17 protein-coding genes are annotated in these 12,920 nt (G+C 62.0%); 7 read left to right on the plus strand and 10 right to left on the minus strand.

The genetic code is table 11. The features are described from left to right. Positions 1-10: 10 nt before the first annotated feature. Positions 11-454, plus strand: a complete 444-nt coding sequence (locus FHT69_RS24335; protein ID WP_063474832.1) for a MarR family winged helix-turn-helix transcriptional regulator — start codon at positions 11-13, stop codon at positions 452-454. A 34-nt stretch (positions 455-488) separates the two neighbouring features. Here the strand turns inward: FHT69_RS24335 and ybaK are convergent, their stop codons facing one another. The 4 genes from ybaK to FHT69_RS24355 form a co-directional block, all read right to left on the minus strand. Continuing rightward, positions 489-962, minus strand: coding sequence for a Cys-tRNA(Pro) deacylase (ybaK, locus tag FHT69_RS24340; RefSeq protein ID WP_063474831.1), 474 nt, complete (start codon positions 960-962; stop codon positions 489-491). 29 nt (positions 963-991) lie between these two features. Beyond that, complete coding sequence (locus FHT69_RS24345; RefSeq protein ID WP_063474830.1) at positions 992-1,342, minus strand: ArsC family reductase; 351 nt, start codon at positions 1,340-1,342, stop codon at positions 992-994. 113 nt (positions 1,343-1,455) lie between these two features. After that, the gene (locus FHT69_RS24350; protein WP_063474829.1) at positions 1,456-2,517 is read right to left on the minus strand and encodes a succinylglutamate desuccinylase/aspartoacylase family protein; all 1,062 of its coding nucleotides are present in this window, start codon (positions 2,515-2,517) and stop codon (positions 1,456-1,458) included. Positions 2,518-2,604: 87 nt separating this feature from the next. Beyond that, the gene (locus FHT69_RS24355; RefSeq protein ID WP_183906084.1) at positions 2,605-3,222 is read right to left on the minus strand and encodes a 2'-5' RNA ligase family protein; all 618 of its coding nucleotides are present in this window, start codon (positions 3,220-3,222) and stop codon (positions 2,605-2,607) included. A gap of 249 nt (positions 3,223-3,471) precedes the next feature. On the opposite strand from FHT69_RS24355, the gene FHT69_RS24360 reads away from it, so the two are divergent. Next, a complete protein-coding gene (locus tag FHT69_RS24360) occupies positions 3,472-4,035 on the plus strand; it encodes a methylated-DNA--[protein]-cysteine S-methyltransferase (RefSeq protein WP_063474863.1) in 564 nt (187 codons plus the stop codon). Between the two features lie 87 nt (positions 4,036-4,122). Here the strand turns inward: FHT69_RS24360 and FHT69_RS24365 are convergent, their stop codons facing one another. The 3 genes from FHT69_RS24365 to FHT69_RS24375 are packed head-to-tail and all read right to left on the minus strand — an operon-like array spanning position 4,123 to position 6,179. Further along, complete coding sequence (locus FHT69_RS24365; RefSeq protein WP_047617653.1) at positions 4,123-4,857, minus strand: SDR family oxidoreductase; 735 nt, start codon at positions 4,855-4,857, stop codon at positions 4,123-4,125. Between the two features lie 36 nt (positions 4,858-4,893). Next, positions 4,894-5,745 carry an oxidoreductase gene (locus FHT69_RS24370; protein ID WP_174824514.1) on the minus strand — a complete coding sequence of 284 codons (852 nt, stop codon included), beginning with the start codon at positions 5,743-5,745 and terminating at the stop codon, positions 4,894-4,896. Between the two features lie 59 nt (positions 5,746-5,804). Further along, on the minus strand, positions 5,805-6,179 hold the full coding sequence (locus tag FHT69_RS24375; RefSeq protein WP_080759945.1) for an Atu4866 domain-containing protein: 375 nt from the start codon (positions 6,177-6,179) through the stop codon (positions 5,805-5,807). Between the two features lie 106 nt (positions 6,180-6,285). On the opposite strand from FHT69_RS24375, the gene FHT69_RS24380 reads away from it, so the two are divergent. Further along, positions 6,286-7,188 (plus strand): LysR family transcriptional regulator, encoded by a 903-nt coding sequence (locus tag FHT69_RS24380; protein ID WP_168332485.1) that lies wholly within the window; start codon positions 6,286-6,288, stop codon positions 7,186-7,188. A 92-nt stretch (positions 7,189-7,280) separates the two neighbouring features. On the opposite strand, the gene FHT69_RS24385 is transcribed toward FHT69_RS24380, so the two are convergent. After that, positions 7,281-7,787, minus strand: coding sequence for a hypothetical protein (locus FHT69_RS24385; RefSeq protein ID WP_168332484.1), 507 nt, complete (start codon positions 7,785-7,787; stop codon positions 7,281-7,283). Positions 7,788-7,865: 78 nt separating this feature from the next. On the opposite strand from FHT69_RS24385, the gene FHT69_RS24390 reads away from it, so the two are divergent. The 3 genes from FHT69_RS24390 (at position 7,866) to FHT69_RS24400 (ending at position 10,496) form a co-directional block, all read left to right on the plus strand. Beyond that, positions 7,866-8,837, plus strand: a complete 972-nt coding sequence (locus tag FHT69_RS24390) for a LysR family transcriptional regulator (protein ID WP_047617560.1) — start codon at positions 7,866-7,868, stop codon at positions 8,835-8,837. A 220-nt stretch (positions 8,838-9,057) separates the two neighbouring features. Next, positions 9,058-9,912 carry a helix-turn-helix domain-containing protein gene (locus tag FHT69_RS24395; RefSeq protein ID WP_168332505.1) on the plus strand — a complete coding sequence of 285 codons (855 nt, stop codon included), beginning with the start codon at positions 9,058-9,060 and terminating at the stop codon, positions 9,910-9,912. A 38-nt stretch (positions 9,913-9,950) separates the two neighbouring features. Next, the gene (locus FHT69_RS24400; protein ID WP_168332483.1) at positions 9,951-10,496 is read left to right on the plus strand and encodes a YbhB/YbcL family Raf kinase inhibitor-like protein; all 546 of its coding nucleotides are present in this window, start codon (positions 9,951-9,953) and stop codon (positions 10,494-10,496) included. Positions 10,497-10,569: 73 nt separating this feature from the next. On the opposite strand, the gene FHT69_RS24405 is transcribed toward FHT69_RS24400, so the two are convergent. Continuing rightward, a complete protein-coding gene (locus FHT69_RS24405; RefSeq protein ID WP_168332482.1) occupies positions 10,570-11,061 on the minus strand; it encodes a GNAT family N-acetyltransferase in 492 nt (163 codons plus the stop codon). 438 nt (positions 11,062-11,499) lie between these two features. On the opposite strand from FHT69_RS24405, the gene FHT69_RS24410 reads away from it, so the two are divergent. Then, entirely contained in the window at positions 11,500-12,381 is an 882-nt protein-coding gene (locus tag FHT69_RS24410; protein WP_168332481.1) for a GyrI-like domain-containing protein, read from the plus strand. Between the two features lie 53 nt (positions 12,382-12,434). On the opposite strand, the gene rpiB is transcribed toward FHT69_RS24410, so the two are convergent. Continuing rightward, the gene (rpiB, locus tag FHT69_RS24415; protein ID WP_168332480.1) at positions 12,435-12,884 is read right to left on the minus strand and encodes a ribose 5-phosphate isomerase B; all 450 of its coding nucleotides are present in this window, start codon (positions 12,882-12,884) and stop codon (positions 12,435-12,437) included. Positions 12,885-12,920: the final 36 nt, after the last annotated feature.

The raw sequence follows: 12,920 nt of genomic DNA on the forward strand, positions 1-12,920 counted from the left end.
AATTGCATTTATGTCCGAAAAAACGCCGAATCCGAGCGAAGCTGTCACTTCTGCCTGGACGAGCATCATGCGCGCCCGCGAGCGCTTGCTTGGCGCGATTGAAGCCGACCTGAAAGCGGCAGGCCTCCCGCCGCTTGCTTGGTACGACGTGCTGTGGGAATTGGCGCGCTCGGAAGACGGCAGGCTGCGCCCCTACGAGATCGAGGAGCGGACCTTGCTGGCGCAGTATAATCTTTCCCGGCTGATCGACCGGCTGGAAAGCGAGGGCCTGGTCCGGCGCGAAACCTTCGCCAGCGATGGCCGCGGCCGCTGGGTGGTGATGACGGATGCCGGCCGAAAGCTTCGCGAGCGCATGTGGGCCGTCTATGCCAGATCGATCGAGACCCATATCGGCTGCAGGCTTGCCGAAAGCGAGGCGAAGACGATCGCCGGCCTGCTCGACCGCTTCTTATAGTTTCAATCGCCAGAGCATCGGCATCCTGTTCTGATCAGGCAATCAGCGGCGCGGCGACGGCCTTGAGCACCGTCAACGCATCCTTCGGATCGATCCGCACCTGCAGCCCGCGCTGCCCGCCATTGATGAAGACCAGCGGCTCGGCAAGGGCGGCTTCCTCGATCGCCGTCGGCACCGTCTTCTTCTGGCCGAACGGGCTGATGCCGCCGACATGATAACCTGTCAACCGCTCGGCATCGGCGGGCTTCATCATGTTGGCCGATTTGCCGTGAAAGGCGTTGGCGAGCTTCTTCATGCTGACCTCGCGGTCCGACGGTACGACGACGCAGACCGGTTTGCCGTCCACCTCCGCCATCAGCGTCTTCAGCACCCGGTGCGGCGCCTCGCCGAGCGCTTCGGCCGCCTGCAGCCCGACGCGCTCGGCATTGGGATCGTAATCATAGGCATGGACCGTGAAGGCGATACCTGCCTGCGAAAGAAGCTGTGTCGCGCGCGTGGTCTTGGACATCTCTCCCCCTGAGCTCAGCGAGCCGTCTGTCAGCCGCCGAACGTACCGGCGTAAATCTCCGGCTTGAAGCCGACCAGCAGCTTGCCTCTAGCCTCCAGCACCGGCCGCTTGATCATCGACGGCTGGTCGAGCATCAGGGCGATCGCCTTTTCCCGGGTCAGGTTCTCACGCTCGGCATCGGGCAGTTTGCGGAAGGTGGTGCCGGCGCGGTTGAGCACGGTATCGAGGCCGGCCTTGTCGATCCAGGCTTCGAGATGGGCACGGTCGATACCGAGCGCCTTATAATCGTGAAACTCATAGGCGACGCTATGTTCTTCCAGCCAGCTGCGGGCCTTCTTCATCGTGTCGCAATTCTTGATGCCATAGATGGTGACGGCCATGCCCGATCGATCTCCCTGTGATGACAGCGAGATAACATGCAGGCCGGCCGGCGCAAACGCCGTGCGACGTTTTATCCCCTGCGCGCCGATGGTCACCGCAGGCAAAACCCCGCTCAATTTTCCAGCGTCCCGGCCTTGCGCGACGCCTGGCTTGGGTTCTCGCAGGCGATCTTCATCAGGTCGCCGCGCCGCCGCACCAGCCGGTCGGAGGTTCGGGTCAGGATCAGCCCGTCCTGCGGCGCGGTGAGCTCGATGCTGCCGCCCGGCTGCCCCGGCCGGGTGAGGATCGTCGCAAGACGATCGCCTTCCGCAACCCTCTCGCCGATATTGCGATGGAAGAGCACGGCGCCACCTTCTCCAGCGCGAATGATCTCGACATTGTCGAGCGGCACGGCCGGCCCGTAAAACGTCGTTGACGCTTGCTTCCTGTCGCCGACGATCCCCCGTGCCTCCAGGAAGCGCCAGAGCCCGTCCGCATCCTTTTTCGCCAGCACCGGATCGACGTCGCGCTTGCCGCGCAGTTCGACGGTGACGGAGAGTTTGCCGGGCAATCGGGAGCGGCGCTCGCCGGGGACTTCATATTTCCATGCAAAGCCGACGGCCTCCTCGAAGGCCGAGCTTTCGCCATCCGAAAGCAGCACGGCCTCCATGTCGAGCGCGCTGGCGAGATCGGCCGCCTCAGGCCAGAAGGCCTCGTCGATGTAGGCATATTGCAGGGATTCGTCGTCGCAATGCAGGTCGAGCACGAGGTCGGCACCGAGCGCCATATGCAGCAGTTGCCGCTTCAATCTGTCGGTAGCCGGGGTGTCATCGAGGTCCTCGATCAGTGAGGCCCGATCGACAAGGGAGATCAGCGGGAAATCCCGGTTGAAATTGGTGCGCGAGCCCAGGTCGAAACGGCCCTGCAATTCGCCGAAATGCGACTGCGCCGCACCGATCGGATTGGCCTGCGGCACGATGGTGACATCGCCGGCGATCCCGCCCTGGCTTTCCGCCTGCCGCAGCCGCTCGCAGAGGAAATGCAGCAACACCGTTCCAGGCAGCTCGCCGGCATGCAGGGCCGCCTGGATATAGGTCTTGGGCGCCTCCGGATCGTGGCCCGTAAAGCGCAGCACCGGCAGCCGCCACTCCGTTCCCGGCGTATCGCCCGGGATGATGATCTCTGAAATGTCCATGCCGCTTTCGCTCCCGTTTGCGTCAATGCCGGAACAGGCCTTCAGAGCTTTATGCGCGGAAATCAGGCAAGCGCAAGCCGCGATCCATCATTGCCCGCAGCCGAGCAGCGGCCAGCGATCGATGACCCGATGTTCGGTCTTTCCGAGAACACTGTGGACGAGCAGGAATTCGGCGGCCGTCCATGAAACCGGTCTGTCGAGGCTTGTCGGCGGCACGGCCTTGCGGTCGTAGAGCAGCGTCATATGTGGCGTGAAATGCCGGCTTGTATTGTGCCGCAATCCGGCATTGTGCATGCCGACACCGAGTTGGACATGCAGCCGTGTGAGCGGCTTTCGTCCGCCTTCACCGCAAAGCACGAGTGGCCGCGCCTTGCCCTCCCGCTTGAAACTCATGATCCTGTCGAAGGTGATCGTGATCGGTGCGCTCTCCACCGTCGCGCCGGCCTGGCGCGCCGCAAAGACCGCGTCCTCCGGTAATTCTTCATAGTCATCGATGCCGATGATCGTCACGTGCAGCGTCGTCAGGCGTGGTCTTGCGGAAAGAGAGAAAGCTTTGCCATGGTCATCGGCGATCGCGGCCGCCTGCCGTTCGACGGCATCGGGAGGGCAGAGAGCGAAGAAAAGCCGGTGTCTGCCGGTGTAACTTTCGTTCGGCCGCTCGCGACGATTCTTGTCACACTCGAAATCGAGGGAAATCTGGTTCATAGGCCCTCACGGTCGTCATGACCTGACGCGTCGTTTCCAAAACGCGACGGAGGATATTCTCAACAGGACCGCACCTCAAGAACAAAAAGAGAACATAATGTCCCGATATGCTTGGCGTTAAATTCATCCGAACCCTTGCCCGGCGCCGGATGAAGTGGACTTTCGAAAAGCCCGGTACGCGCAAGAAACGGGTTGAAACAGCGGCCGTCTCATACGATTTTGAAGGCAATCGAACATGCGGAGGCTGTCATGGCTGAGACAACGCACCACTATCTCATCTTCGAAACCGCGGGCGGTTTCTGCGGCATCGCCTGGAGCGATGCCGGCATCACCCGTTTCCAACTGCCGACCAAATCAGCGGAAGCGACCGAACGGCTGCTGCTGCGCCGCCTACCGGATGCCGAACCCGGCGCGCCGACGCCAGCTGTGCTAGAGACGGTTGCCGCCGTGAAGCGCTATTTCCAGGGCGAGGAGACGGATTTTTCCGGAGTCGAACTCGATCTTGCCGGCCAGGATGCCTTCTTCCGGGATATTTATGCGGCGGCACGGCGTGTCGGCTGGGGCCGCACGACCACTTACGGCGCGCTGGCGAAGGAGCTTGGCGCCGGGCCCGAGGCCGCCCGCGACGTCGGCCAGGCGATGGCGAAAAACCCGGTCGCTCTGATCATCCCCTGTCACCGGGTGCTTGCGGCCGGCGGCAAGATCGGCGGCTTCTCCGCGCCCGGCGGTTCGACATCGAAGGCCCGCATGCTGGAACTCGAAGGCGTCAATCTCGCACCGCCGCCGCCCGCCCAGCAGTCCCTGGGTTTTTAGGCGGCGGAGGCTTTTCGTTTCCGCAATTCCGGACGCGAAACCGCGCTACACTTTTGCGGGAATTGCTTTGGCAGCAATCTCAGCCGCTCAATGCGGGCTGGCTGTCGGCCGGATGATGATCTCGCTGACATCGACGTCATCAGGCTGGCTGACGGCGTAGAGGATCGAATTGGCGATCGCCTCGGGGCTGATCGTGATCGCCCTGAAAGCCTTCATCGCATCCCGCGCGGTCGGATCGGTGATCGTCTCGGCCAGTTCCGATGTCGTTGTGCCGGGAGAGATGACGGTCACCCGGATGCGGTCGGTCTCCTGTCGCAATCCGTCCGAGATCGCCCGCACCGCGAATTTCGTCGCGCAATAGACGGCAGCCGTCGGAGAGACGCTGTGGCCCCCGATCGAAGACAGGTTGATGATCTGCCCCGACCCCTGCGCTTTCATGATCGGAAGCGCTGCGGCAATGCCGTAGAGAACGCCCTTGATGTTGACGTCGACCATCCGGTCCCATTCGTCGACCTTGAGGGCATCGAGCGGCGAGAGCGGCATGACGCCGGCATTGTTGACGATCACGTCCAGCCGTCCGAATTCGGATCTGGCAAAGCCTGCGAAGGCTTCCACCTGCGAGCGGTCGGTGACGTCAAGCTGTCGCAGGCGCACCGTCCCGCCCTTTGCGGCGATGTCGTCGGCAAGTTCCTTCAGCCGATCGGTACGACGTGCGCCGATCACGATATGCGCGCCGGCCGCAGCCAGCACCCTGGCCGTAGCCTCTCCGATGCCGCTGCTGGCCCCGGTGATGGCAATGACTTTTCCTTTGATATCAGACATTTCAAGCTCCATTGCAGGTTGAGGTTTTCGTGGCGGTCAGCTTGGGAAATCGGCGCTGAGCGTCGTCTCCGCCCAGGTGTCGAAATTTGCGCGCAGCGCATCGAGCCGTTCGCGGGCGATTTTCAGGGCGGGTGCACCGAGCAGGAGGCGAAGCGGCGGCTCGTCCGCCTCGAATGCCGATAGGATTGCCGTTGCGGCTCGGGTGGGATCACCCGGCTGCTTGCCGGAGACCGAACGGGTGGCCTGGCGCCGCTTGCCTGCGGTCTCGGCGTAATCGTCGATGATCGTGGCGGATTCGACCATCGACCGGCCGGCCCAATCCGTTCGGAAGGCGCCGGGTTCGAGGATCGTCACATCGATGCCAAGCGGTTTGACCTCATGCGAAAGCGATTCCGACAGGGCTTCGACCGCAAACTTGGTGGCGTGGTAGTAGCCGGTCGCCGCAAACGCGACGAGCCCGCCAAGCGAGGAGACATTGAAGATATGCCCTTGCCGGCGTGCACGCATGCCCGGCAGAACCTGCTTGGTGACATCGATCAATCCGAAGACATTGGTTTCGAACTGGGCGCGTATTTCGGCATCCTCGCCCTCTTCGATCGCCGAGAGGTAGCCGTAGCCGGCATTGTTGACCAGGACGTCGATCGCCCCGAAATGCGTTTCGGCGTTACGAACCGCGCCGGCGACGGAGTTGCTGTCCGTCACATCGAGGGCAAGGGCAAGCGCACGGTCCCCGTATTCTGTCGTGAGATCTGCCAGGGTCTCGGGTCTGCGCGCCGTCATGGCGGCGCGCCAGCCTCGGGCGAGGACGGCTTCGGCGAGTGCCCGGCCGAGGCCGGACGATGCGCCTGTTATGAACCAGATGGGTGTTGGGGAAGACATGATCGTCATCCTTTCCGGCCTGTAAATGCGGCCTTACTCCTTGTGATGTTTCCTTGTCAGACGGCGCGTCATTTGCGGCGAAGCACCATGCCGGCGTGATGGAGGGTATTGCCGTCCACGAAATCGCCGTCGGCCGTAAAGCCCGTGTCATCCCAGTATTCGATGTGCCTTCCGGTGACTTCGTAACGTCCTCGGTAGGCGCTTTCACGGTTTCCGCGGGCTTCGTCGTAACGGCCATTGGGCAGAAGTTCGTGGCGGATACGGCCGTCATCCGTCACCCACATGCCGACATAGGGATGCTGCTGCATTCTGTTCTCGCTTGTTTGTTGCTGCTGAGGGGCTCGGTCATTCACGGCATCGGCGGCAGACGAACCGATCGCCGTGCCGGCTAAGGTGGTTGCGGCGAAAAAATGCAGAACAGGACTGTTGGAAATGTTGCGCATCGATTTTCCTCTCGAAACCTCCGTTGACCTCGACTTGAAAGATAGCGTGGCCATCCGCGGTGATTAAGTTGCCAATCCAGGATGCCTTGGTTAGATATGCTAACCAATGGCCGATGATCTCGAAGGCATTTCAGTCTTTCTTGCGGTGGCGGAGGCGCGGAACTTCCGGCTCGCCGGCGAGCGGCTTGGCGTCACCCGCTCCGCCGTCAGCCAGGCCCTGCAGCGCCTGGAGGATCGGGTCGGCGTTGCCCTGGTCCAGCGCACGACGCGCAGCGTCAGCCTGACGGAGGCCGGCGAGGTGTTTTTCGACGCGGTTCGTCCATCGGTCCGCCAGGTCAGGGATGCGATGCAAACGGTCAGGGAAATGCAGGCGCGCCCGAGCGGCTTGCTGAGGATCACCGTTTCCTCGATCGCCGAGAACTTCCTGTCCGGCACGTTGCTGGCCGGCTTCATGGAAGCCTGCCCCGACATCAAACTCGATATCACCATCACCGATGACGAATTCGATATCGTCGAGGCCGGCTTCGACGCCGGCGTCCGGCTCGGCGAAGTGATCGAACAGGATATGATCGCAATCTCCGTCTCCGAAGAGCAGCGACAATGTGCGGCCGCATCCCCCAGCTATCTCGAGCGCCGCGGCCATCCCCGCCATCCCCGCGAACTGCAGGACCACGCCTGCATCGGCTGGCGGCCACGCCCGGATACCGCACCCTATCGCTGGGAGTTCACCGAGAATGATCGCGACTTCGACGTCTCCGTCGATCCCACAGTCACCACCAACGACATGGGAATGATGATCCGCATGGCCTGCGCCGGAACCGGCATCACCTTCGGCATGGTGGAAACCTTCCAGCCCTATGTGGAACGCGGCGAACTCCTGCCGCTGCTGGAAGATTTCAGTCCGCCCTTCCCGGGCTTCTATCTCTACTATCCCAGGCGTCAGAGGCAGCCGCTGAAGCTGCGCGCATTGGTCGATTATGTGCGCAGATTTGACGGGCGCCAGATTTGATCCGTGCCCCGGGAAGCGTCGGAGAACTAGTTCAAGCTTTTTGCCGGGTGCGAGACACCTGATATAGGGGAATTTAAGACACCGCCGCCATCTCAGGCGAGGGCCTGAGCCGCCTTAAGCTGAGGACGCATCAGCAAATAGAATGCGAAGACGTGGGTGATCATCAACAAGGGCACATAGATGATCGGGATCGCGTATGCGGCGCCCAATTCCCCCGCCCGCGCCGGCAGACCGGCCCGGATCGCGTGATAGTAGTCGAGGACGAGGTCGCCCATTCCCACGAGATTGAAGGCGACGACGAACAGCCAGAAGACCTGGCGTATTCTGATTGTGACGAGCGCCAGCATGGCGAGCAGCCCGGCCGCGAGGTCGCCATAGGCAGCGAAGGTAGCGAAGCTGGCGGGCAGGTTGGGACCGACGACGTCGCTCAGAATGAAGACGAGCCCGAAGAAGCGGAAGCTGTGTAGAGTGGCGATGGCGCGGTGCGCCTTGATCCTTTCCATCGATTTGAGCCAGGGCAGAATATATGCGCCGAAGCAAAGCAGCCAGGCGACATAGCCGAGCACGAGATGAGTTTGAAAGATGGATTCGGTCGACATCGGGGCACTCCTGCTTTGTGGGGTCCAGATGTACCGCCGCTTCCCGTGATCGACTATTGGCGATAATATCGATGCGGTATGAAGCAGAACTTCACAGTCAGGCAAGGCGCGCTCGACGGCGTTGAGGCGTTTCTGAGCGTTGCCCGGCACCGCAGTTTTCGCAGGGCAGCCGCGGAACTCGGGGTGACCCCATCGGCGATCAGCCAGGCCGTACGCGCTCTTGAGGAGCGTGTCGGCGCGGTACTCTTCATCCGCACGACGCGCAGTGTCGGCCTGACAGAAGCCGGCGAGCGGTTCGTTACGCGCGCAAAGCCTGCTTTCGAGGAACTGATCGCCGCAAGCGAACTTGCGCGTGAGCTCGGGCAAAGACCGGCTGGACTGTTGCGTCTCACGGTGCCGCCTGCCGTGGTGCCGATCCTGCTGGAGCCACTGATCGCATCCTTCTGCCGGGCCTTTCCCGAGATCGAGGTGGAGGTCGCCGTGAATGAGGAACTGGTCGACATCGCGGCCGAGGGATTTGATGCCGGTATCCGGCTCGGCCAGTTCATCGCAGCCGACATGGTCGCCATCCGGCTGACGCCGTCCTTCCCGCTGGTGGTCGTCGGCAGCCCCGACTATCTGCATCGGAGAGGGCGGCCCGAGCGTATCGACGATCTGCGTCAACATGCCTGCATCCGCATGCGTCGCTCGAACGGCTCAATCGCGCCGTGGTCGTTTGTCAGCGGCAAAAAACCGATCGAGGCTGTTGTCTCCGGGCCGCTGATCGCCCGCGACTTTCCCACCATGCTGGGGGCCGCCGTCGAAGACATGGGGCTTGCTCAGGTGCCGGAGCCAATCGCCGCCGGACCGGTGAAGGCGGGAAAACTCATCCGCGTCCTGGAGGCGTTCGCGCCGATGGCGCCGGGTGTGTTCCTCTACTATCCGAGCCGTCATCAAGTGATGCCGAAGCTGCGGGCCTTCATCGATCACGTGACAAGCCGGGCGGACACTGCCGACAAAAGCCGAATTCACATCGGTGGTGAGCAAACACCGGCCACGAAAATACGCTGAGGCGGCAAGCGCGGACTGGATGGATCCAAGCCACTTTGTGATGTCGAACATCTAAATGACGCTCAAGATTGCCCAGGACACGCGGTTTTGCTATTCCCGACCCCAAGGGATCGGTGGTGGCGAGGCGGGCGCCTTCATATCGGTTCTACCGGTCATGGCACCAGTCTCCCGACATGGCAGCCCAGACTTCACGATCATCCATCCTGTTGTCGGAGAACATATGTTGGACGCGGTCTTTCCCATTCCGACCAGGGCCCTGATCCGCCAGGGTGGGCGGGCCTGCTTTTTTCGCCTCGTCAATACCAGCCCCTTGTTGATACAGGTGCAATCGGGAACGAAGATCGTCATGGCCGATGATAAGGCTCTGCGCCTCGAGGCGGGCGCCTATGGCTTGCTGCCCGACTATCGTCCCCTGACGATGGAGAACATTCCCAAGGCGCCGCAGAAGTATCAGACCCTGGCGCTGCCCGTTCCGCGCCAGCTCTTCGAGGAAGCCTATAGCAGGATGGGATCGATCGCCGTTCCATCGAGGCCTGTACCGGCAGGCACCTCGAAGCTGCCGGAGGAAGCCGCGGCATTGTTTGACTATTGCTGTCAGCCCGGCAATCTGACGAGGCTTCCCGGCGCGATTGCCAAGGCTCGTTTGATGGAGCTGATCACCTGGTTTGCGCTCTGTGGAGCGGTGCTCGGCCAGAACCAAAGTCCTCGGATCGAGGATCGGCTGCGGCAGATGATCGAAAGCGATACCGCCTTTGCTTGGACGCTGGGGCAGGCGGCGCGCTCGTTCAACATGAGCGAAGCGACGCTGAGGCGCAAACTGGCCGCCGAGAACACCGGCTTCAGTGAGATCCTGAGCGATACAAGGATGAACCGCGCCTTGGGCCTCATTCAAACCACAACCCTGCCGATGGCGCAGATTGCCTTTGAGGTCGGTTACGATTCGCCGTCTCAATTCGCGGCGCGGTTCAAGGAGCGGTTTGGCGTCAATCCACGCCATGTGCGCGGCGGCTCCGAGCGTTTTGAGCGGATTGGGGCAGAAGTTGAGCATACCGGGGCAGATATGGTCGCACGCTGACGGTAATTCTCCTGCATCATCAACCGCAGGAAAACAGCATGCGTTTCATCACAGCAGCACTTCTCGCCGCGTCCGTCTTCGGCGCGACGGCCGCACAGGCCGAAATGAAGCTCACCTCGAAGGACTTGACCCCCGGCAAGGCGATGGCCGATGCACAGGTCTTCAACAGCTTCGGCTGCTCGGGCAAAAACGTCTCGCCGGAACTGACCTGGTCGGGCGCTCCTCAGGGAACCAAGAGCTTCGCCATCATGGCTTACGATCCGGATGCGCCGACCGGCTCGGGCTGGTGGCATTGGTCGGTGTTCAACATTCCCGCAAATGCGTCCGAGATCGCCACCGGCGCCAGCGGTGACAAAAAGCTTCCCGTCGGCACTATCGAAGGTCACACCGACTTTGGGACATCAGGCTATGGCGGCGCATGCCCGCCGGCCGGCGACAAGCCGCACCACTACCAGTTCACCGTCTACGCGCTCTCGGTCGACAAGCTCCCGCTTCCCGATACTGCGCCGGCCGCCATGGTTGGCTTCTATGTCCGGGCAAACACGCTCGACAAGGCTTCCGTCGAGGTCACCTACGGCCGCTGAGGCCGGCTCAGGATCGCCGGCCGAGGTAACTGAACCTCGGCCGGTCGTTCCTATGCGGGCTTATTCTGCAAACCTAGGCCGTCACTGCTTCCCAACAAATCAACGGACCGTCTTCGGCATCGATACGCTCGCCGGTGCGGATGAATCCATTGCGTTGGAGGACACGCTGTGAGGCGATATTCTCCAACCCGGTCTCTGCAGAGATCAGCGCCACGCGAGGGTCGTTCCACGCCCACTCCAGCAATTGCGCAATGGCCCGCGTGGTGGATCCAAGACCCTGGCGGGACGGCGCAACCCCATAGCCGATATGGATGTTTCCATCTTGCGGAACCCGAACGATGGAGCAGAGGCCGACGATCTCGCCATCCTCGACGATCATCCAGGCCGACGGCGAAAATTCAGCGTTTATCTCCGTCGCGAGGCGGTTCAACATCCCCAGTATCTCCGGAGGCGCAATCGCACTGTCCGGGACAAGGCGCAGATGACGGGGCGCAATGCCCTTCAGCAGCGCTTCGAAGTCATGAGTGGTTAGTTCGATGATCATGGTCTTCTCGACATTAGACATGCGCCAGCATTGGGCGCGCTAAGGCCGAGCGGTAGAGTGAGGATCAGCTCTCGGTCACGATGCCGAGCGCCTTCATCCCTGCCGCCACAGCCGGTGAGTTCTGGATCGTTGCGACGGCAAACAAAGGCATTCTCCTCTAAGACTTAAATGCGAATAGCAGTCCGATGCGAGGACCGCAAGATATTCGGCGACCTCTCAAGCCGGCCGATAGATCTGTGCCACCGTGCCACCTGGAAAGGCCTTCGTGGCCGCGCTCGCACAAGAACGCGCCAGATCGACAAGGTCCGACAGCTCATGATCATTATTGCCGTCTGCCCTAGATAAGACTTGCGTGTAAGCGGTCGTTGGAAGTTTTCGCTAGTCCATGCCAAACCGCAAGATCGGTCGAGCACCTCCTGGCCGTCAGCGGCTAGATGGAGCCGCCACGGAGGAGGGACGATGAAGGCGACGCTTCAAACCTATCAGGCCCGGATGCGGCGGGTGCTGGACTATATCGACCGGCATCTCGACTGTGATCTGGACCTGGAAACGGTGAGCCGTGTTGCGGCCTTTTCGAAGTTTCATTTCCACCGGCAGTTTGCGGCGACCTTCGGATTGTCAGTGCATCGCTATGTCCAGCTTGCCCGGCTGAAGCGCGCTTCGCACCGGCTGGCCTACAGGGACGCCCAAAGCGTCACCGAGATAGCGATGGATGCCGGTTACAACGCACCGGATGCCTTCGCCCGCGCCTTTCGGCAACGGTTCGGGCAATCGCCTTCATCGTTCCGGAAGTCTCCCGACTGGGAGCCGTGGCTTGCGGCCTTCGGGCCTCTCGACAACGCAAGGAGCAAGCTCATGCAGAAGACTTTTACTACAGACGATGTGAAAATTCGCGATGTGCCTCCCACGCCGGTGGCGATCATGGAGCACCGGGGCGACCCGGCGACGCTCGGCGCCACCATCCAGCGGTTCATCGCCTGGCGCACGGCCGCTGGCCTGCATCCCAGAACAAGTCCAACGTTCAATGTCTGGCGTTCCGAGCGGCGCCCTGCGTCGCCTGCCGATTACAGCGTGGATCTTTGTGTCGGGACCGGCCAACCGATCGAGGCGGACGGCGGAGAGGTCAAAGCCGGCGTGATTCCTGGCGGACGCTGCGCGGTGCTGCGTGTCGTCGGCAACACCGACAATCTGGAGCCTGCCGCGCTCTATCTTTATCGCAACTGGCTTCCGGCCAGCGGCGAAGAAGCACGCGACTTCCCGATCTATTGCCAGCGGCTGAGCTTCTTCCCCGAAGTGTCGGAGCATGAGGCGGTGGCGGACCTGTTTCTGCCGCTGAAATAGCACCGGGGGTGGGTCCTGAAAGCATCTTCTTCCAAGGAAGAAGCAAAAAAGCGCTACCCTTCCAGTGCCCCGATCATCTCCACCCGCGTCGCATGCCGGCCGCCCTCGAACTGGGCGGTCAGGAACGCATCGACGATATCGAGCGCCAGCCCTTCGCCCACTACGCGCACGCCGATCGACAGCATGTTGGCATCGTTGTGCTGGCGGATCATGCGGGCTGAGAATGTGTCGGCGCAGACGCCGCAACGGATGCCCTTTACCTTGTTCGCCGCCATCATGATGCCCTGGCCGGTGCCGCATAGGATGACGCCAAACCGGCAATCGCCGGAGGCGACGAGCCGCGCCGCTGCCTCGCCGTGCTCAGGATAGTGTGTGCTCTCCGGCGTCGTCGGTCCGATGTCGACCACCACCCAGCCCTGCGCCGCGATATGAGCGGCAATGGCCTGTCGGAGCTGAATGGCGGCGTGATCGCTGGAAAGCACGATGCGATTGCCGGCTGTCATGGAGAAGTCGTTCCGTTTCCTGAGGCAATTGGGCGG

Source organism: Rhizobium sp. BK008 (assembly GCF_014197345.1).
Classification (GTDB): Bacteria; Pseudomonadota; Alphaproteobacteria; order Rhizobiales; family Rhizobiaceae; genus Rhizobium; species Rhizobium anhuiense.